This window comes from Pseudomonas sp. SbOxS1, from assembly GCF_013416725.1.
Lineage (GTDB): Bacteria > Pseudomonadota > Gammaproteobacteria > Pseudomonadales > Pseudomonadaceae > Aquipseudomonas.
The window spans coordinates 273,451-293,615 of sequence record NZ_JAAVXC010000032.1; the positions used below are offsets into that span (position 1 = coordinate 273,451).

The following is a 20,165-nucleotide window of genomic DNA, read 5'->3' on the forward strand; positions in this document are numbered from 1 at the left end:
TGCACACAATAAAAATAATGGGGTGTTTCTTGAAAACAACAATAAATCGCAGCATTGCAGCGGCTGGCCTGTGCCTGGCATTGCCACTCTCGGCACAGGCTCTGGAGTTTGGGGGCTACTTGCGCAGCGGCGTCGGAACTTCGGTCAACAGCAGTTCCCAGTCGTGTTTCCAATTGCCGGGGGCGCAGACGAAGTATCGGTTGGGCAACGAGTGCGAGCAGTATGGGGAGCTGGAGTTGCGTCAGGATCTGTTCAACCTGGACGATGGGTCGGTGCTCAGCGTCGACGGCATGGCTTCGCTGTATAACCAGTACGATCAAAGCCCGACGTTCCAGGGTGACAACGGTTCGGTACGCCTGCCACAGTTGTATGCGCAATGGTCGAACATGCCTGGTCTCAACGGCGGTTCGCTGTGGGCGGGTCGGCGCTATTACAAACGCAATGACATTCACATTTCCGACTTTTACTACTGGAACCAGAGCGCCACCGGGGGCGGCATCGAGGACGTGCTGATCGGTGACCTGAAATACAGCTACGCCTTTTCGCGCAAGGACAACCTGTACCAGAAGGACTACATCAATCGTCACGATTTCAACGTGGCCGGTTTCAACACCAACCCCGGCGGTGAGCTGGAAGTTGGCTTGAGCTACATCGACAAGCCCGACAGCCGCGACGCCCATCGTGGCTGGGCGATCACCACCCAGCATGTGCAGAAGGGCTTTCTGGGTGGCAAGAACAAACTCGCGTTTCAGTATGGCGAAGGGCCGGGCACCGGGTTGGGTTATACCGGTAACGTGAAGTTCGATGACAGCAACAAAAGCTACCGGGTGGTGGAGTTCTTCGACTGGCAGGTGACGCCGCGGTTTGGCGGGCAGGTCGAGGCTGTCTATCAGAAGGATATTCGCCCCGACGGCGCAGGCCAGGACTGGATTTCCCTGGGTGTTCGGCCTGCCTACGCGATTAGCGAGCAGTTCAAGCTGGTGACCGAACTGGGGCTCGATCAGGTCGAAGCCACGGGTGGCACGCGCAAGCTGAGCAAGTTCACCTTCGCCCCGACCTGGTCGCCCAAGGGCCCGGCATTCTGGGCGCGCCCCGAAGTGCGCCTGTATTACACCTATGCCAGCTGGAACGAGGCGGCCAAGCGTGCGGCCAATGAGCTGGCAGCAGGTTCAGCGTTGTCCGACACCGGTGCCTTTGGCAGGGCGCGACACGGTTCGAACGTCGGATTGCAGGTCGAGTACTGGTGGAAATAAGCGATGCTGTCGGAGCCTCGCGCTCCATCGGCACTTCAAAGCACAAAAGAGCAGGTGACGTCATGGCCATACCCCAACAATTGCAACTCCACGCGCCCCTGTCCGGCGTATTGATGCCGCTGGACCTGGTGCCCGATCCGGTGTTTTCCAGCCGGGTCATTGGCGACGGGCTGTGCATCGATCCGGCGTCAACAACCTTGTGCGCGCCGCTTCGCGGGGTGGTCAGCAATGTGCAGGCCAGTGGGCATGCAGTCAGCATCACCGATGAAAATGGCGTGCAGGTGTTGATGCACATCGGGCTCGATACGGTGAACCTTGCAGGCAAGGGGTTCACGCAGTTGGTGGCGGAGGGGCAGCAGGTTGAGGTCGGGCAGGCGCTGATCGAGTTCGACGCCGATTTTGTTGCCTTGAATGCACGCAGCCTGCTGACCTTGATGCTGGTGGTCAGCGGTGAGCCGTTCACCTGGCTGGGGGCGCAAACGGGGTGGGTAGACAGTGGTCAGCCGTTGCTGGGCTTGAACCCTGTCGGGCAGGCAAAGGATGAGGCGGTGTTGCAAGAGGTCGGGGCGCTGTACTCCAATCCAGTGACGTTGCCTAACCTGAACGGCTTGCACGCCCGTCCTGCGGCGGTGTTCGCCCAGGCGGCGAAAGGTTTCTCGGCAAGCATTTTTCTGCATAAACAGCAGGAGCGTTCTAACGCCAAGTCCCTGGTGGCGATCATGGCGTTGCAGACGGCGTTTGCTGACGTTGTGCAAGTCAGCGCGGTCGGCCCGGACGCAGAGGCGGCGATCAAGACACTGGTCGAGCTGCTGGCCGCCGGATGTGGCGAGGCGGTGACGGTGACGGCGAACGTTGCCCCGGCGCCTCTGGAAACTTCATCGCCCAAGGTGTTGCGTGGTGTGTGTGCCTCGGCGGGTTCGGCATATGGCCAGGTGGTCCAGATCGCCGAGCAGGCCCTTGATGTCAGTGAATGGGGTGAAGGTTCGCAAGTTGAGCGCGAGCGCCTGTGCTCAGCGCTGAGTGAGGCCGTAGCCGCTTTGCAGCAGATGCGTGACAACGCCACGGGCGATGCCCAGGCAGAGATCTTCAAGGCTCACCAGGAATTGCTCGAAGATCCGGGTTTGCTTGAGTTGGCGCATGTGCTGATCGACGAAGGCAAAAGCGCCGGTTTCGCCTGGCGTGCGGCCACCGAGTCGACGGCAACCTTGTTCAAGAGCCTGGGCAATGCCCTGTTGGCCGAGCGAGCGGCAGACCTGGACGACGTCACCCAGAGAGTGCTCAAGTTGATACTCGGTGTGCAGGATCGCACGCTGGAGTTGCCTGAAGGCGCCATCCTGATTGCCGATCAACTGACACCGTCGCAGACCGCCGGGCTCGATACCCGTAAGGTGTTGGGCTTTGCCACGGTCGGCGGTGGTGCCACCAGCCATGTCGCGATCCTGGCGCGGGCCTCCGGTTTGCCGGCGATCTGCGGGTTGCCGGTGCAAGTGCTGGCGCTGGCCAACGGCACCCAGGTGTTGCTCGATGCCGATAAGGGCGAGTTGCAACTCGACCCGGATCTGGCCGCCATTGAGCAACTACAGGTCAGGCGCAAGCTTGAGCAGCAGCGCCAGCACCATGAATTGGCGCAGGCATCGCGGGCTGCCTGTACCCGTGACGGTCATCATTTCGAGGTGACGGCCAACATCGCTTCGCTGGCTGAAGCCGAGCAGGCGATGGCGCTGGGAGGCGAGGGGGTTGGTTTGCTGCGTTCGGAGTTTCTGTATCTGGATCGCCACCATGCGCCGAGCCATGACGAGCAGGCATCCACCTACAGCGCCATCGCCCGGGCCCTGGGGCCGGCGCGCAATCTGGTGGTGCGCACCCTGGACGTTGGCGGCGACAAGCCTTTGGCCTACGTTCCAATGGACAGTGAAACCAACCCCTTCCTGGGCTTGCGCGGGATTCGCCTGTGCCTGGACCGTCCGCAACTGTTGCGTGATCAATTCAAGGCGATCCTCAGCTGTGCGGGACTGGCTCGCCTGCACATCATGCTGCCGATGGTGGCGCAACTGGCGGAGTTGCGTTTGGCTCGGCAACTGCTCGAAGAGGAGGCACTGGCCCTGGGCCTCACGGAACTGCCGAAACTGGGGATCATGATTGAAGTCCCGGCAGCCGCGCTGATGGCGGATCTGTTTGCGCCTGAAGTCGATTTTTTCTCCATCGGCACCAACGACCTGACCCAATACACCTTGGCCATGGATCGCGATCATCCGCGCCTGGCCAGTCAGGCTGACAGTTTTCATCCATCGGTGCTGCGCCTGATCGCCAGCACCGTGAAAGCCGCCCATGCCCACGGCAAATGGGTGGGCGTGTGCGGCGCCATGGCCTCGGAAACCCTGGCCACGCCGCTCTTGCTGGGACTTGGAGTGGATGAGCTGTCGGTGAGCGTGCCGCTGATTCCGGCGGTCAAGGCGGCGATTCGCACCGTGGAACTGGTGGATTGCCAGACGATTGCCCAACAGGTCCTGGGCCTGGAAAGTGCCGAACAAGTACGCGCGGCCTTGCGCCTGTATCACGACGCGAGGGTCGTTCCTTCGCTGGTTCTGGAGAATTGAACATGTTCGAGAAAATGCAGCGTGCGTTCTGGAAAGCCTTGACCCCGGATCTGGTCGTGGACGAGCCGAAGGAGGTTGCACCATCGACGCCTGGCCTGGCAGCGAATGTGGTGGCCGCGTTGGGTGGCGCAGATAACCTCAAGTCTCAGCAGCCTGTGGCGCTGACCCGGGTTCGGGTGGAGTTGCGCGATGTGGCGCAGATGAATCGGCAGGCCTTGAGTCTGGCCGGGGTGCCAGGTGTCATGGTGCTGGAGGGCGGGGTGGTGCACCTGATTACCGGCCTTCAGCCGTAACCTTCCCTGGCCACAAATGATGTGCGTCTCCCGGTCACTCTTACTGTTTCTCAACCGCAGGTGTATCGTATTCGCCTTTTCCAGGCCCGTGGGCCTGTCGCTGATACGTGAGGTAGTTGAGTTCATGTCCTTTACCCGTCGCCAAATCCTCGGTGGCCTGGCCGGTCTTGTTGTCGTTGGCGTGGGAGCGGGCGGCGCATCGCGTTACTGGCTGGGCAAGATGGCCGACGCCGATGCGGGCCATGACTATGAGCTGATTGCGGCGCCGCTGGACATCGAGTTGGTGGCGGGGCAAAAGACCGAAGCCTGGGCGTTCGGTCCATCGGCGCCGGGTACCGAGTTGCGCGTGCGCCAGGGTGAATGGCTGCGGGTGCGCTTCATCAATCATCTGCCGGTGGCAACCACCATTCACTGGCACGGCATCCGCCTGCCGCTGGAGATGGACGGTGTGCCGTACGTGTCGCAGTTGCCGGTATTGCCCGGTGAATACTTCGATTACAAATTCCGCGTGCCCGATGCCGGCAGCTACTGGTATCACCCACATGTGAACAGCAGCGAAGAATTGGGCCGTGGACTGGTGGGGCCGCTGATTGTCGAAGAGCGTGAGCCGACCGGTTTCAAATACGAAAAGACCTTGAGCCTCAAGAGCTGGCATGTCGACGACGTGGGCAATTTCGTCGAGTTCAGCATTCCCCGGGAAGCCGCCCGAGGCGGCACGGCGGGGCGCCTGTCGACCATCAACGGTGTGCCGCAAGCGGTCATCGATTTGCCCGCGGGGCAGATCACCCGCGTGCGTCTGCTGAATCTCGATAACACCCTCACCTATCGCCTGAATATCCCGGGTGTCGAAGCGCAGATCTACGCACTTGACGGCAACCCTATCGAACCGCGACCGCTGGGCAAGGAGTACTGGCTCGGCCCGGGTATGCGTATTTGCCTGGCGATCAAAGCGCCACCGGCGGGTGAAGAGTTGTCGTTGCGCAACGGACCTGTTCGTTTGGGCACGTTTCGCTCCGTGGCCAACACCGACGCGCCGACTGCATGGCCTGCGGCACTGCCTGCCAACCCGGTGGCCGAACCGGACCTGGCCAACGCCGAGAAACTCAACTTCAATTTCGAATGGGTCGGTTCGGTGTCAGTCAACGTCGACAACGGCAAGCCGCCAAGCCTGTGGCAGATCAACGGCAAGGCCTGGGACATCACGGATAAAACCTGCGCCGACCGCCCGATTGCCAAGCTGGAAAAGGGTAAAAGCTATATTTTCGAATTGAAGAACATGACTCAATACCAGCATCCGATTCACCTGCACGGCATGAGCTTCAAGGTCATCGCTTCGAACCGGCACAAGGTCATCCCGTATTTCACCGACACCTATCTGTTGGGCAAGAACGAGCGTGCGCAGGTGGCGCTGGTGGCGGATAACCCTGGGGTTTGGATGTTCCATTGCCATGTGATCGATCACATGGAAACCGGCCTGATGGCCGCCATCGAGGTGGCGTGATGCGTCAGATTCGTCCCGCTGCGATCATCGACCGTAGCCGAGATCGTGACTTCATGCGTGAAGCGCTGGCCCTCGCGGCACAAGGCGCGGCACTGGGCGAAGTGCCGGTGGGCGCGGTGCTGGTGCAGGACGGTGAAATCATCGGCCGTGGTTTCAATTGCCCGATCAGTGGCAGCGATCCGAGTGCCCATGCCGAAATGGTCGCGATCCGCGCTGCCGCTCAAGCCGTGAGCAACTATCGCCTGCCGGGCAGCACGCTGTATGTGACGCTGGAACCGTGCAGCATGTGCGCCGGGTTGATCGTGCATTCGCGGATTGCGCGGGTGGTGTATGGCGCGCTGGAACCCAAGGCCGGGATTGTGCAGAGCCAGGGACAGTTTTTCACCCAGGGCTTTTTGAATCACCGGGTGTTGTATGAGGGCGGGGTGTTGGCGGATGAGTGTGGGGCGGTGCTCAGCGAGTTCTTCAAGGCCCGAAGAGCCAAGCCTTCAGACTGAACACAAAACCAATGTGGGAGCGAGCCTGCTCGCGATAGCAATCTGTCATTCAACATCTCGTTGACTGTCAGGCCCTCATCGCGAGCAGGCTCGCTCCCACAGGGTTCATCGTTGTTTGGGAGACTGTGACGCTACTTGCGGGCGACGATCACTGCCCGCATCGGCGCCGGCAGCCCTTCAATGGTCTTGCTGTGGTCTTCGGGATCGAGGAAGTCGCTCAGCGACTGATACTTCATCCACTCCGTGCCGCGCTGCTCTTCAACCGTGGTCACGCTCACGTCCACACATTTCACATCGGTAAAACCGGCACGACGCAACCACAATTCCAGCGCTGGCACTGACGGCAGGAACCACACGTTACGCATCTGCGCATAACGGTCTTCCGGCACCAGCACTTGGTGTTTGTCGCCTTCGACCACCAGGGTTTCGAGCACCAGTTCACCACCCTTGACCAGGCAATCCTTCAGCGCCAGCAAGTGTTCGATCGGTGAGCGACGGTGGTAGAACACGCCCATGGAAAACACCGTGTCGAAGCCCTCGAGGTTCGGCGGCAGGTCTTCGAAAGGGAAGGGCAGGTGCCAGGCGTTGGGTTCAGAGAGATAGCGTTGCACCGCCTGGAACTGGCAGAAGAACAACCAGTTCGGATCGACACCGATCACGCTGTCTGCACCGGCACCGAGCATGCGCCACATGTAGTAACCATTGCCACAGCCGACATCGAGGATGCGCTTGCCCTTCAGGTCCAGGTGCGGGGCGACCCGCGACCACTTCCAGTCCGAGCGCCATTCGGTGTCGACGTGCACGCCGAACAGATCGAACGGCCCTTTGCGCCACGGCGACAAACCCATCAATGCCGTGCGCATCTGCGCACGGGTTTCATCGTCGCAATCGGTGTCCAGCGTCAAACCGTTCAACAAGTCGACTTCGCTCGGCTGGATCTTTGGCAAAGCGTCCAGCGCACTCTGCCAACGCTCCAGGTCGCCGTGACCCTTTTCCATTTTCTTGTCGAGTTGATGCTGCAGGGTGTTGGCCCAATCGGCCAGCGGTGTGCCAGCCAGGCGGCGGGCGAGGGGAGACAGATCAATCATGGCAAGGCAATCAACGAGGCAAAGTTAAGACACTGGAACCACGGCACGACTTTCGAGAACCCGGCGGCCAACAGGCGCTCACGGTGTTCTTCGAGGCTGTCGGGCTTCATGACGTTTTCGATGGCGCTGCGCTTCTGGGCGATTTCCAGTTCGCTATAGCCGTTGGCGCGCTTGAAGGCGACGTGCAGGTCGGTGAGCAGCGCGTGCTCCTGCTGGTCTTCAAAGCGCAGTTTTTCCGAGAGAATCAGTGCACCACCGGGCAACAGGGACTGGTGGATGCGCGACAGCAACGCGCTACGCTGATCGGGAGCAATGAATTGCAGGGTGAAGTTCAGCGCCACCACCGAGGCGGGTTTGAACTCGAGGGCGAGGATGTCGCCTTCGACCACTTCCACCGGCAGTAGCTCCTGGAACATCGAGTCCTGGCCGTTCAGGTACTCACGGCATCGCTCGACCATCGCCGCGGAGTTATCCACAGCGATGACGCGGCAGCCGTCGGTGCGCACATGTCGACGTAGCGCCTGGGTCACTGCGCCCAGGGACGAGCCGAGGTCGTAGAGCACCGTGTTCGGCTGGGCGAACTGCGCGGCGAGCACGCCGAGGTTTTCGACAATGGTCGGATAACCTGGCACCGAGCGCTTGATCATGTCCGGGAACACCCGCACCACGTCCTCGTTGAAGGCGAAGTCAGGCACCTGGGCCAAAGGCTGGGCGAAAAGGCGATCGGATTCTTTGCTCACGGCGGTTCCGGCGGTGTCGGTGGAAAAGGCCGGCATTTTAGCCAAGTTGGCGCGGGGATGCGCGGGTTGTCTGATAAACCGGGAGGAGTTCATCAGGTTAGAGGAATAGAACACTATTGTGGCGAGGGGATTTATCCCCGTCGGACCGCGAAGCGGTCCCTAAACCTGAAATCTCAGTATCTCAGGTGCACCGTATTCACAGCATTTGCGCCTGCTTCGCAGGCGAGCGGGGATAAATCCCCTCGCCACAGGGGTTAGTGCTGTTTTTGGGAAAACGCCGACGCTGTAATCCCCCATTGCCCCAACCAATAGCTGAGAATGATCACATAAGGCGCGGCATCAAACGGCGCCACGAAGCGATTGATGCCAATCACGCTGTCCGAGAACACAAACGCCAAGGCACCCGCTGCAGCGAGCAGCGCCGAACGCTTGGGCACGTCGGTGCCGAGGCGGGCCAAGGATCGCCAGAGCATGGCGCTGATGGCCAGGCCGTAGACAATTACCGGAATCAGCAAAGGCCCCAATCCGTGGGCGATCAGAATCCCCAGCAGCACCGAGCCAACACCCAGGGCTATGATCAGCGGCAACATGGCCAGTCGCCTGCAATCGCTCAAATAAGCTTTCAGATAGGCCAGGTGTGCGACGAGGAATGCGCCGAGGCCGAACACGAACAAATCCCCCGGCCATGCCAGCAACACGTCGCCGAGCAGGGAAAAAATCAATCCAAGGCTGATCCAGCGTCGATAGTCACTGGGCGGTGCATCGTGCAGCCAGCCGAGCAAGGCGAGGACAGGCAGCGGCTTGACCAACAGGCAAAGCAGCGCAGCGTGCACGCTCAGGCCATAGAGAAACGTCACTGCGCCCATCAGCGCCAGAATCAGCCAGCCCACGGTCAGTTCACCGAAATGGCGCAGTCGAAGGCATCCGCTGGCAGCACTTCCGGTGCCCAAGGTTGTTGCGAGGTCAGGCGTAAACGCCCGGTGCCAGGGGCGAACGCCTGGAAGCGCCAGGTCGAAACACCGGCAGCACCCACGACGCCGGCATCTTCCGGGTTGCTGTAGACCTCAGGGCTGAGCGCGCGCAACACGCCACCGGCCGAATCCTGGATCGACCAGCGGTAACCCGTGGTCGGATTGCTGGGAAGGGTCAGGATCAGGTTTTGCCCGCTGGTGAGTTTTACCGGGCATTCGCTTTGTTTTTCCACGGTCACGTTGTGCGCAGGTTGCGTGGCGCAAGCGGCCAGCAAGGTGAGAGCGAGAGGGACAAACAGGCGAGTGGGGGACATAGGCTCAGTGGCTCCGGCGTTTACGACGAACGGCGAGCATAACTGAAGATGAGACAAAGTGTGACAGCGCCGGAGGCGGTGCTGTCAGTGCCGACGCCTTCGCCGGCAAGCCGGCTCCTACAGGAGCTGGCTGCCGGCGATAGCGCTGGTGCAGGTCAGGCTTGCAGCGAGAACGCAAACTTGCCTGCGGATACAAACTCACGCTGTTCGTTGTCCTTGAAGCTGACATTGAATGTGCCGGAGTAGTCTTGTTTGTTGGCGTCCACAATCAGGTTCATGACGCCCTTGAATGCCCGGTAACTGGTGTATTTCGGGTAACTTTCAGTCATGAAGATTTCTATCGATGGGTCCGGCGCGTTTAATTCGTAGGTGCCGGTTTCTATATTTTTAGGCAGATAAAGATCAAACGCACGATCTTCAGGGGTGTTTTTTTCACCGGCTTTGAAAATAGCCAGGATTTCCCGGGAGCCGACGCTGGTGTAGAACTCTTCGGAGTTGAAATCATTGCGGTCTTGAATGGTGGCATTCAAGCAGTTTTTCTGACAGCACTGGCGGAATTTCATTTCAACATTAATGCGGGTGTCGACTCGACTTCTTCGTTGCTTGATATCCATGGAACCTGTCTCTTCAAGGATTATTGGAACCTTGAATGTACGGACTGCGCATGGGGCAAGGTACTATTCGAATTGACAGTTTTTTATGAGGTTGATGACAAGTTATGTATGTTGTCAGGCGTGAAAATAACAATGGCCAGACAAAACGTCTGGCCATGTCGGTGTTGCGCTACATCCGCTTAAAACAAAACTTTTGCCACATCCGCAAAACGCTTGGCAAAGTGCACGGTAATCCCTTCCTTCAGGTAGTCCGGTAGTTCTTCAAAACTTCCACGGTTAGGTTCCGGCAGGATTAATTCGAAGATTTTCTGCCGCCGCGCCGCAATCACCTTCTCACGCACCCCGCCAATCGGCAGCACATGCCCAGTCAACGTCAGTTCGCCGGTCATGGCCACGCCTTTTTTCGGCGGCTGGTTACGGGCCAGGGACAGCAGGGCGCTGGCCATGGTCACGCCGGCGCTCGGGCCGTCTTTCGGGGTGGCGCCTTCCGGTACGTGCAAGTGCACGAAGGCTTCATCGAAGAACTTCGGATCACCGCCAAACGACTTCAGGTTGGAGCTGACGTAGCTGTAGGCAATTTCGGCCGACTCCTTCATGACATCACCCAATTGCCCGGTGAGCTTGAAGCCGCGATTGAGGGTATGAATGCGCGTGGCTTCGATCGGCAGGGTTGCACCGCCCATGCTGGTCCAGGCCAGGCCTGTGATCACTCCGGTGCCGGACAGTACTTGCTCATTACGGAACACGGGCTTGCCCAGCGAAGATTCGAGGTCTTTTGGACCTATCTTGATCACTGCTTCTGGATCGTCGAGCAGCTTAACTACGGCTTTGCGCACCAGTTTTCCGAGGTTTTTCTCCAGCTGGCGGACCCCGGCTTCACGGGCGTAACCGTCGATCAACGCCTTCAACGCACTGTCGTTGATGCTCAGGCTACCTTTCGATACCCCGGCCTTCTCAAGCTGTTTGGGCCACAGGTGACGTTTGGCAATGGCGACTTTTTCTTCAGTGATGTAACCCGACAGGCGGATCACTTCCATCCGGTCCAGCAAGGGGCCGGGAATCGAATCCAGGGTGTTGGCGGTGCAGACGAACAGCACTTTCGACAGGTCCAGGCGCAGGTCCAGGTAATGGTCGAGGAATTCGACGTTCTGCTCCGGATCGAGGGTTTCCAGCAATGCCGAGGCCGGGTCGCCCTGGTAGCTTTGGCCCATCTTGTCGATTTCGTCGAGCATGATCACCGGGTTCATCACTTCGACGTCTTTCAACGCTTGCACGAGTTTGCCCGGCATCGCCCCAATGTAGGTACGGCGGTGGCCCTTGATTTCGGCTTCGTCACGCATGCCACCGAGGCTGAAGCGGTAGAACGGTCGGCCAAGGGATTCGGCGATGGATTTGCCGACGCTGGTTTTACCCACGCCCGGCGGCCCCACCAGCAGCACGATGGATCCGCTGATTTCGCCCTTGTAGGCACCGACCGCGAGGAATTCGAGGATGCGGTCCTTGATGTCGTCGAGGCCGGCATGGTGGTTGTCCAGTACCTTGCGCGCATGCTTGAGGTCGAGTTTGTCCTCGCCGTACACGCCCCACGGCACCGATGTCGCCCAGTCGAGGTAGTTGCGCGTGACCGCGTACTCCGGCGAACCGGTCTCGAGGATCGACAGCTTGTTCATCTCTTCTTCGATGCGCTTCTGCGCCTGCGACGGCAGCACCTTGCCGGTCAACCGTTGCTCGAATTGTTCGATGTCGGCGCTGCGGTCGTCCTTGGTCAACCCGAGTTCCTGCTGGATGACCTTGAGCTGCTCCTTGAGGAAGAATTCGCGCTGATGCTCACCGATCTTGCGGTTAACTTCGGCGGAAATCTCTTTTTGCAGGCGCGCGACCTCGACCTCCTTGCGCAGCATCGGCAGGACTTTTTCCATGCGCTTGAGCATGGGCACGCAGTCGAGCACTTCCTGCAGTTCGCTGCCGGTGGCCGAGGTCAGTGCGGCGGCGAAGTCGGTCAAGGGCGATGGATCGTTGGGGCTGAAGCGGTTGAGGTAGTTCTTCAGCTCTTCGCTGTACAGCGGATTGAGCGGCAGCAACTCCTTGATCGCATTGATCAGCGCCATCCCGTAGGCCTTGACCTCGTCGGTCGGCTCGGTGGGCTGGTGCGGGTATTCGACTTCCACCAGGTACGGCGGGCGATGGTGCTTGAGCCAGGTCTTGAGGCGCACACGGGTCAGGCCCTGGGCGACGAATTGCAGTTTGCCGTTTTCGCGACTGGCGTGGTGCACCTTGACCAGGGTGCCGTACAGCGGCAGGGCCGAGGTATCAAAATGGCGCGGGTCTTCCTGGGGCGTGTCCATGTAGAACAGGGCCAGGGAGTGATGCTCGGATTTGGCGACCAGGTCGAGGGTTTCCGCCCAGGGTTCTTCATTGACGATGACCGGCAGGACCTGGGCCGGGAAGAAGGGGCGGTTGTGAATCGGGATGATGTAGACCTTGTCCGGCAGGTTCTGGCCGGGCAGGGCAAGCCCCTTGCCTGGGGTGTGGTGTTCGGCGTTTTCCGGGTCGGCGTATTCGCTGGGGTCTTCGGGGAATGCTTGCTGGTCGCTCATGGGGCACCTGCGCAATGGGGTATGGGTCTTAGATGGGGCAGGCCTCTGGTGGTTTCAATGGGGGAGGGGATATTCGGGGGAGCGTTCAGGATCGGGACAGGTCCCGGGCACCGGCCTGTTGCAGGCCGGGCAGCGTTCCCACGGCATGGGAACGCTCATCTGTCTTATTAAGGACGAATCTCGATCATCGTGCCGTCCGGCACCAGGTTCCAGATTTCGCGCATGTCCATGTTGCGCATGGCAATGCAACCGTCGGTCCAGTCCAGGGTGTGGAACAGGTGCTCGGGGTTTTCTTCGGTGTCCGGGGTGCCATGGATCATGATCATGCCGCCGGGATCGACACCTTCACGCCGGGAGCGCGCGGAATCGGTGATGTTCGGGTAGGAAATGTGCATCGCCAGGTTGAATTTGTCGCTGACCTTGCGCCAGTCGATCCAGTAGAAACCTTCTGGCGTGCGTTTGTCGCCTTCCATCAGCTTCGGCCCTAGGGGCCGTTTGCCCAGGGAAATGCGATAGGTCTTGACCGGCTTGCCGTCATTGATCAATTGCAATTGATGGGCAGACTTGAGAACCAGGATTTTCTCGATGACCTTGCCGTCCAGGGGCTCCATGGCAGTAGCCTGGGACACCGTGACAAACGACAAGCAGAACAGGGCAAGCAACCAGCGCATTGAAACGATTCCCCAGGAGGTGTCGCGACCATATATCTATTTATAGGTGTTTTTGCAGGCGCTGCCGAAGGTCCGGGCCGAGTTCGGACGATCTTTGCGCGCCTGGCGATGATACCAAGATGACATCAAGTGATGACAGGCTGAACCAGCGGCGGGATCGATTCGGACCGCACGGGGTAGACCTCGGTCCGCCGGTCAGCGAAGAAGCATTCTAAGGTACGGCCCACCGTGCGGAAAGCCAGCTCGTCCCAAGGAATGTCGGCTTCGTCGAATAGTTGCACTTCCAGGCTCTCTACACCGGCGGCAAAATCCAGGTCCGCCAGCTCGGCGCGGAAGAACACATGCACCTGGCTGATGTGCGGTACATCGATCAGCGTATAGATGCTCAGGTTGCGCACTCGCGCACAGGCTTCCTCGGCGGTCTCGCGAATGGCCGCCTGCTCGATGGTCTCGCCGTTTTCCATGAAACCGGCGGGCAGGGTCCAATAGCCACGGCGCGGCTCGATGGCGCGGCGACACAACAGGACCTGGGTGCCCCAGGTCGCCACGCAACCGGCGACGATGTTGGGGTTCTGGTAGTGAATGGCGTGACAGCTGTCGCAGACAAAACGCAGGCGCGAATCGCCCTCGGGAATGCGTTGGGTCACCGGGTTGCCGCACTGACTGCAAAATTTCATGCTTGGGTTCCTGAATGCTGCGCCTATCTTGGCGTGCGGCGGTGGCTGTCGGCAAGTTGTCGTTTCGCGACATGCCACTGTCCGGGGGGTTGGGCGACCGAAGCGATTGGTGCATGATGCAGGGTAAGGCACTGATCGAGAACACTCATGCTGGACGAGCTACTGCATCGGGTAAGTCACCACACACCGCGCACGTTGGAGACCGACCGACGTTTCCCAGAGGCTGCCGTCCTGGTACCGATCACTCGCAGTGACGAGCCGGAGCTGGTATTGACCTTGCGCGCCAGCGGGCTGTCGACCCATGGTGGCGAAGTCGCCTTTCCCGGTGGTCGCCGCGACCCCGAAGACCCCGACCTGGTGTTTACCGCCCTGCGCGAAGCCGAAGAAGAGATCGGCCTGCCACCGGGCCTGGTCGAAGTGATCGGCCCGCTGAGCCCGTTGATCTCCCTGCATGGCATCAAGGTCACTCCTTATGTCGGGGTGATTCCGGATTTTGTCCAATACCGGGCCAACGATGCGGAGATCGCCGCCGTGTTCAGTGTGCCCCTGGAGTTCTTCCGCAAGGACCCGCGCGAGCATACCCATCGCATCGATTATGAGGGGCGTAGTTGGTACGTGCCGAGTTATCGCTATGGCGAATTCAAGATCTGGGGCCTGACGGCGATCATGATTGTAGAGTTGATCAATTTGCTCTATGACGCGAAAATCAGCCTGCACTTACCGCCTAAAAGCTTTATCAATATCTGAAGCCATCACTCGAATGGCCTGAACACGCCGCTGCCTGAGCCTTGAGGACAACAAGATGAAATACCGCCTGGGCGACGCCCGTGTCGAGACCCATCCACAGAGCTGGGTCGCTCCCAATGCCGTGCTGGTGGGCAAGGTCAAGCTGGAAGAGGGCGCCAACGTCTGGTTCAACGCCGTGCTGCGGGGCGACAACGAGCTGATCCTGATCGGCAAGAACAGCAACGTCCAGGACGGCACCGTGATGCATACCGACATGGGCTACCCGCTCACCATCGGTACTGGCGTGACCATCGGCCACAACGCCATGCTGCATGGCTGCACCGTGGGTAACTACAGCCTGATCGGTATCAACGCGGTGATCCTCAATGGCGCGAAAATCGGCAAGAACTGCATCATCGGCGCCAATTCGTTGATCGGAGAAGGCAAGGAAATTCCGGATGGTTCGCTGGTCATGGGCTCGCCCGGCAAGGTGGTACGCGAGCTGACCGAACAGCAGAAGAAGATGCTGGAGGCCAGCGCAGCCCACTACGTGCTTAACTCACAGCGTTATGCCCGCGATCTGGCTGAGCAGGAAGAATGAGCACTCCCGAACGCCCGGTGGCATCGCCCTGCGTGAACATCTGCGCACTGGACGACGATGACATTTGCACGGGCTGTCAGCGAACGGTGGAGGAAATCACCCGCTGGAGCCGCATGACCAACGACGAGCGCCGCACGGTGTTGGGGTTGTGCCATGAGCGGGCCAAGGCCAGTGGGTTGGTGTGGATGATTGGAGCAAAGCCGCAGAACTGAGGTATGGCCATCGTAGGAGCGAGCCTGCTCGCGATGGACTCAAGAACACCGCGGGGAACCAGATTCCCCGCGTTATCGTTAACGACCATCGCGAGCAGGCTCGCTCCTACAGTATCCTGTGCGAAATTTGACAGGAACTTCCATGCTCTTTCTTATCGCCTATATCAGCAGCGTCGTGCTGATCAACTACGCCTTCTCCACCGCCCCGGACCTGGACATCATCTGGTCGGCTTGGGGCGGCCTGGTGTTCGTGTTGCGCGACATGGTGCAGACCCGCTTCGGCCACGGTGCGATCGCGGCGATGCTGGCGGCGCTGGTGTTGTCCTATATCACCTCCGATCCCTCCATCGCCCTGGCCAGCGCCACGGCATTCGCCGTGTCGGAGTGCATCGACTGGCTGGTCTTCAGCATCACCCGGCGCCCGTTGCACGACCGCCTGTGGATAAGTTCGGCCCTGAGCATCCCGCTCGATACGTTTATCTTCTTCGGCATGATCGACGCGCTGACCCCGGGCGTGATTCTCACCGCCCTGGGTTCCAAGTTCGCCGGCGTCACGGCTGTCTGGCTGATCATGGCCTGGCGCTTGCGCAAGCTGGCGGTCGCTAGCTGAAGCCAAACCCCGCGGTTCATGTAAAATGCCGCGCTTTCTCCCCATGGGAAGCGCGCCAGGCGCCGCATCCCTCGATGATCCGCTTCTTGAGGACTTGAGATGACCCGTATCGGAACTCCATTGTCGCCCACCGCGACCCGCGTATTGATGTGTGGCTGTGGCGAACTGGGCAAGGAAGTGGTGATCGAGCTGCAACGCCTGGGCGTTGAAGTGATTGCCGTGGATCGCTACGCCAATGCGCCGGCCATGCAGGTGGCGCATCGCAGCCACGTGATCAACATGCTCGACGGCGCGGCCCTGCGCGCGGTCATCGAAGCCGAGCAGCCGCACTTCATCGTGCCGGAAATCGAGGCCATCGCCACCGCGACCCTGGTGGAACTGGAATCCGAAGGCTTCACCGTGATCCCCACCGCGCGGGCCACACAGCTGACCATGAACCGCGAAGGCATCCGTCGCCTGGCCGCCGAAGAGCTGGACCTGCCGACCTCGCCGTACCACTTCGCCGACACCTTCGAGGACTACAGCAAGGCGGTCGAGGACCTCGGTTTTCCGTGCGTGGTCAAGCCGGTCATGAGCTCGTCGGGCAAGGGCCAGAGCCTGCTGCGCAGCGTCGATGACGTGAAGACGGCCTGGGATTACGCCCAGGAAGGCGGGCGTGCCGGTAAAGGCCGGGTGATCATCGAAGGTTTTATCGATTTCGATTATGAAATTACCCTGCTGACCGTGCGTCACGTTGGCGGCACGACCTTCTGCGCGCCAGTCGGCCATCGCCAGGAGAAGGGCGATTACCAGGAAAGCTGGCAGCCCCAGGCCATGAGCTCGGTAGCCCTGGCAGAATCGGAACGTGTGGCCAAGGCGGTGACCGAGGCCTTGGGTGGCCGCGGCCTGTTTGGCGTCGAGCTGTTCATCAAGGGTGATCAGGTGTGGTTCAGCGAAGTGTCGCCGCGTCCGCACGACACCGGCCTGGTGACCCTGATTTCCCAGGACCTGTCGCAATTCGCCCTGCATGCACGGGCGATCCTCGGCTTGCCGATTCCGTTGATCCGTCAGTTCGGCCCATCGGCTTCGGCGGTGATCCTGGTGGAAGGCCAGTCGACCCAGACGGCATTTGCCAACCTGGGCGCGGCGTTGAGCGAGCCGGATACGGCGTTGCGTCTGTTTGGCAAGCCTGAAGTGAATGGTCAGCGTCGCATGGGTGTGGCGTTGGCACGGGATGAGTCGATCGAGGCTGCCCGGGCTAAAGCGACCCGAGCTTCTCAGGCTGTTGTTGTAGAGCTGTAACCGAGGCGCGTCTATCGCCAGCAGGCTGGCTCCCACAGGGTTATTGGTTGGTCACGGATTTTGTGTACACCCAATCCCCATGTGGGAGCCAGCCTGCTGGCGATGCTCCTGATTCAGGCAACCCGATTCAGGTCGTTATTGCGCGTCTCTTTCAGGCACAGCACGGCGATCAGGCTCAGCACCGCCGCCCCCGACACATACCCGCCGACATAACCCAATCCCCCCATCGCCACCAGTTTCTGCGCGAAGAACGGTGCCGCCGATGCCCCTACGATCCCGCCCAGGTTGTAGGCCGCCGAAGCGCCGGTGTATCGCACGTGGGTCGGAAACAGCTCTGGAAGCAGCGCGCCCATCGGCGCAAACGTCACGCCCATCAGAAACAGTTCGATGCACAGGAACAGTGCCACGCCCCAGGTCGAGCCCTGGGTCAGCAGCGGCTCCATCAGGAAGCCCGACAGGATCGCTAGCACACCCCCGACGATCAGCACCGGTTTACGCCCGAAACGGTCGCTGGCCAAGGCTGAGAGCGGCGTGGCGGCGGCCATGAACAGCACCGCGAAACACAGCAGGCCGAGGAAGGTTTCGCGGCTGTAGCCGAGCGTCGCCACGCCGTAACTCAGCGAGAACACGGTCGAGATGTAGAACAGCGCATAGCACACCACCATCGAACCAGCCCCCAGCAACACCGGTACCCAGTATTGGCTGAACAGCTCCACCAGCGGGATCTTCACCCGTTCCTGGCGCGCCATGGCGTTGGCGAACACCGGTGTTTCGTGGAGTTTGAGGCGCACGTACAGGCCGACCATCACCAGCGCGGCGCTGAGCAGGAACGGAATCCGCCAGCCCCAGGCACGGAACTGCTCATCGTCCAGGGCCATGGCCAAGGTCAGGAACAGGCCGTTGGCCGCGAGAAAGCCGATGGATGGTCCCAGTTGCGGGAACATGCCGAACCAGGCGCGCTTGCCCTTGGGCGCATTCTCGGTGGCGAGCAAGGCGGCACCGCCCCATTCGCCACCCAGCCCCAGGCCTTGGCCGAAGCGCAGCACACACAGCAGGATCGGTGCCCAGGCGCCGATGCTGTCGTAACCCGGCAGTACGCCAATCAGCGTGGTGCACACGCCCATCAGCAACAGGGAGGCGACGAGGGTCGATTTACGGCCGATACGGTCGCCAAAGTGCCCGAACAACGCCGAACCCAGCGGTCGTGCCAGGAAGGCGATGCCGAACGTGAGGAACGCCGAGAGCATCTGTGCCGTGCCGGAGGTCTGGGGAAAGAACACCGGGCCAATCACCAGCGCGGCGGCGGTGGCGTACACATAGAAGTCGTAGAACTCGATGGCCGTGCCGATGAAGCTCGCGGTGGCCACGCGGGTGGCGGAGTTCACCGGTTGTGCGGGCGTGGAGTCGTTATAGGTCGTGCTGGTCGTCATGCGGTAATCCCTGACAGTCATGTGCCCCAGTGGAGCGAATTATTATGGTCGATTACCCAGGGATGTGGGTGCAGGCGCGGGTCGCTGCTCCAGGTAGGAGCAGGCGTCGGTTTGTAGCGGACATTTCTGATGGTCAGGCCGGAACTTGCGGTGTGCGGGGTAAGCACGGGGCGGCGAGGCTTGGGTAAGCGTCTCGATTATAGGAAGGTGGCTAACGATTCAACAAGTGCAAATCTAGCGGGTGGGTAACGCAGCGGGCGACGGGTTGGTATGCCAAATCAACACCCGCGTGACCCGATTGTCCTCGGTCTCGAGGATTTCCAGGCGATAGCGGCCGATTTTCAGGCATACCGGACAGTCCGGGATGGTTTCCAGCGCTTCGGTCACCAGGCCGTTCAGGGTTTTCGGGCCGTCGCTGGGCAGGTGCCAGCCCAGGCTCTTGTTCAGGTCGCGGATCGAGGCGGCGCCGTCGATCACCAGGCGGCCATCGGCCTGTGGATGGATGTGCGGGTTGTCCTGGCTTTGCTGGCTTTCGAATTCGCCGACGATTTCTTCGAGAATGTCTTCCAGGGTGACGATGCCCAGCACCTCGCCGTATTCGTCGACCACCATGCCCAGGCGCCGCTGTTGCTTGTGGAAGTTCAGCAGTTGCAATTGCAGCGGGGTGCTTTCAGGGACGAAATAGGGTTCGCGACAGGCCGCCAGCAAGGCTTCCAGGGTCAGGCTGCCATCGGGGAGCAAATGGGCGATTTGCCGGGTATTGAGCACCGCTTCGACTTGGTTGATGTCGCTGTGGAACACCGGAAGGCGCGTGCGCTTGTTGTGGCGCAGTTGCTCGATGATCTCTTCGATCGGGTCGTCGAGGTTGATCCCGTCGACTTCGCTGCGCGGCACCAGGATGTCGTTGACCGTGATGTTGTCCAGGGCGTGGATGCCCGGCAGCGCGTGCGGGCGGCTGACAGCATGTTCGTGATGGCTGTGAGGGACGTGTCGCTCGGGCACCAGCTCGTCTTCGCTCTGTTGCACGACGTTGGCTTTGCGGGCGAACGGGCGCAGCAGCAATTGGCTGATGGCGTTGAGCAGCCACGCCGCCGGGTAGATGAGCTTGAGGGGGATGGCCAGCAGGGTGTTGCCCAGGGCCAGGATCGCGTCTGGATGCCGAACCGCGAGGGCGCGGGGCAGGTAGTCGGCCAGGATCAACAGCAGTGCGCCCGCGCCCAGGCAGGCCAGCCAAGGGCCATTTTCAGCCCAGGTGAAAATCGCCAGCAAGGTGCAGATGACCAGCACCAGGGCGCGGCACAGGGTGTTGCAGAAAATCAGGCTGACCAGGGGGAAGCTCAGCCTGGCCAGCGGTTTGTCGCTTGCGCGCGAGGCTGTGCGCTGGGCCAGCAAGTGCTGCTGCGCGGCTTCAATGGCAGTGAACAGGCCCGACCATAAGATCAGCAAGGCCACTACTGCAAGCATCGGCCCTATGGGCAAGTCGTCCATTATT

20 protein-coding genes are annotated in these 20,165 nt (G+C 60.6%); 10 read left to right on the forward strand and 10 right to left on the reverse strand.

Annotated elements, in window-relative coordinates:
- Positions 1 to 29 precede the first annotated feature (29 nt).
- The 5 genes from HFK74_RS25385 to tadA all read left to right on the forward strand — a co-directional run bounded on the left by HFK74_RS25385 (position 30) and on the right by tadA (position 6,141).
- Positions 30 to 1,253, forward strand: a complete 1,224-nt coding sequence (locus HFK74_RS25385; protein ID WP_180205867.1) for a carbohydrate porin — start codon at positions 30 to 32, stop codon at positions 1,251 to 1,253.
- Between the two features lie 62 nt (positions 1,254 to 1,315).
- Positions 1,316 to 3,850, forward strand: coding sequence for a phosphoenolpyruvate--protein phosphotransferase (gene ptsP, locus HFK74_RS25390; protein ID WP_180205868.1), 2,535 nt, complete (start codon positions 1,316 to 1,318; stop codon positions 3,848 to 3,850).
- Between the two features lie 2 nt (positions 3,851 to 3,852).
- Positions 3,853 to 4,143 carry a PTS transporter subunit EIIB gene (locus HFK74_RS25395; protein WP_180205869.1) on the forward strand — a complete coding sequence of 97 codons (291 nt, stop codon included), beginning with the start codon at positions 3,853 to 3,855 and terminating at the stop codon, positions 4,141 to 4,143.
- 124 nt (positions 4,144 to 4,267) lie between these two features.
- On the forward strand, positions 4,268 to 5,644 hold the full coding sequence (locus tag HFK74_RS25400) for a multicopper oxidase family protein (protein ID WP_180205870.1): 1,377 nt from the start codon (positions 4,268 to 4,270) through the stop codon (positions 5,642 to 5,644).
- A complete protein-coding gene (tadA, locus tag HFK74_RS25405) occupies positions 5,644 to 6,141 on the forward strand; it encodes a tRNA adenosine(34) deaminase TadA (RefSeq protein WP_180205871.1) in 498 nt (165 codons plus the stop codon). The genes HFK74_RS25400 and tadA overlap by 1 nt, the downstream gene beginning before the upstream one ends.
- 131 nt (positions 6,142 to 6,272) lie before the next feature.
- On the opposite strand, the gene cmoB is transcribed toward tadA, so the two are convergent.
- The 8 genes from cmoB to HFK74_RS25445 form a co-directional block, all read right to left on the reverse strand.
- The gene (cmoB, locus tag HFK74_RS25410; protein WP_180205872.1) at positions 6,273 to 7,229 is read right to left on the reverse strand and encodes a tRNA 5-methoxyuridine(34)/uridine 5-oxyacetic acid(34) synthase CmoB; all 957 of its coding nucleotides are present in this window, start codon (positions 7,227 to 7,229) and stop codon (positions 6,273 to 6,275) included.
- Positions 7,226 to 7,969, reverse strand: coding sequence for a carboxy-S-adenosyl-L-methionine synthase CmoA (cmoA, locus tag HFK74_RS25415; protein WP_180205873.1), 744 nt, complete (start codon positions 7,967 to 7,969; stop codon positions 7,226 to 7,228). Before cmoA ends, cmoB begins: the two co-directional genes overlap by 4 nt.
- 254 nt (positions 7,970 to 8,223) lie before the next feature.
- Entirely contained in the window at positions 8,224 to 8,859 is a 636-nt protein-coding gene (locus tag HFK74_RS25420) for a lysoplasmalogenase (protein ID WP_180205874.1), read from the reverse strand.
- 2 nt (positions 8,860 to 8,861) lie between these two features.
- Positions 8,862 to 9,254, reverse strand: a complete 393-nt coding sequence (locus tag HFK74_RS25425; RefSeq protein WP_180205875.1) for a protease inhibitor I42 family protein — start codon at positions 9,252 to 9,254, stop codon at positions 8,862 to 8,864.
- Positions 9,255 to 9,409: 155 nt separating this feature from the next.
- Positions 9,410 to 9,868, reverse strand: coding sequence for a hypothetical protein (locus tag HFK74_RS25430; RefSeq protein WP_180205876.1), 459 nt, complete (start codon positions 9,866 to 9,868; stop codon positions 9,410 to 9,412).
- Positions 9,869 to 10,047: 179 nt separating this feature from the next.
- Positions 10,048 to 12,465, reverse strand: coding sequence for an endopeptidase La (gene lon / locus HFK74_RS25435; RefSeq protein WP_180205877.1), 2,418 nt, complete (start codon positions 12,463 to 12,465; stop codon positions 10,048 to 10,050).
- 167 nt (positions 12,466 to 12,632) lie between these two features.
- On the reverse strand, positions 12,633 to 13,136 hold the full coding sequence (locus tag HFK74_RS25440) for a murein L,D-transpeptidase family protein (protein ID WP_008057785.1): 504 nt from the start codon (positions 13,134 to 13,136) through the stop codon (positions 12,633 to 12,635).
- Positions 13,137 to 13,261: 125 nt separating this feature from the next.
- Entirely contained in the window at positions 13,262 to 13,813 is a 552-nt protein-coding gene (locus tag HFK74_RS25445; RefSeq protein WP_180205878.1) for an NUDIX hydrolase, read from the reverse strand.
- A 147-nt stretch (positions 13,814 to 13,960) separates the two neighbouring features.
- Between HFK74_RS25445 and HFK74_RS25450 the strand changes: the two genes are divergently transcribed.
- From HFK74_RS25450 to purT, 5 genes are all read left to right on the forward strand, one after another.
- Positions 13,961 to 14,560 carry a CoA pyrophosphatase gene (locus HFK74_RS25450; protein ID WP_180205879.1) on the forward strand — a complete coding sequence of 200 codons (600 nt, stop codon included), beginning with the start codon at positions 13,961 to 13,963 and terminating at the stop codon, positions 14,558 to 14,560.
- Between the two features lie 55 nt (positions 14,561 to 14,615).
- Positions 14,616 to 15,140 carry a gamma carbonic anhydrase family protein gene (locus tag HFK74_RS25455; RefSeq protein ID WP_180205880.1) on the forward strand — a complete coding sequence of 175 codons (525 nt, stop codon included), beginning with the start codon at positions 14,616 to 14,618 and terminating at the stop codon, positions 15,138 to 15,140.
- Positions 15,137 to 15,352 (forward strand): DUF1289 domain-containing protein, encoded by a 216-nt coding sequence (locus tag HFK74_RS25460; RefSeq protein WP_180205881.1) that lies wholly within the window; start codon positions 15,137 to 15,139, stop codon positions 15,350 to 15,352. Before HFK74_RS25455 ends, HFK74_RS25460 begins: the two co-directional genes overlap by 4 nt.
- A gap of 142 nt (positions 15,353 to 15,494) precedes the next feature.
- A complete protein-coding gene (locus HFK74_RS25465) occupies positions 15,495 to 15,962 on the forward strand; it encodes a VUT family protein (protein WP_008057794.1) in 468 nt (155 codons plus the stop codon).
- Positions 15,963 to 16,061: 99 nt separating this feature from the next.
- Positions 16,062 to 17,243: a formate-dependent phosphoribosylglycinamide formyltransferase gene (gene purT / locus HFK74_RS25470; protein ID WP_180205882.1), complete on the forward strand. Its 1,182-nt coding sequence runs from the start codon at positions 16,062 to 16,064 to the stop codon at positions 17,241 to 17,243.
- A gap of 113 nt (positions 17,244 to 17,356) precedes the next feature.
- On the opposite strand, the gene HFK74_RS25475 is transcribed toward purT, so the two are convergent.
- On the reverse strand, positions 17,357 to 18,673 hold the full coding sequence (locus tag HFK74_RS25475; protein WP_180205883.1) for an MFS transporter: 1,317 nt from the start codon (positions 18,671 to 18,673) through the stop codon (positions 17,357 to 17,359).
- A 234-nt stretch (positions 18,674 to 18,907) separates the two neighbouring features.
- Positions 18,908 to 20,161, reverse strand: a complete 1,254-nt coding sequence (locus tag HFK74_RS25480; protein WP_180205884.1) for a transporter associated domain-containing protein — start codon at positions 20,159 to 20,161, stop codon at positions 18,908 to 18,910.
- Positions 20,162 to 20,165: the final 4 nt, after the last annotated feature.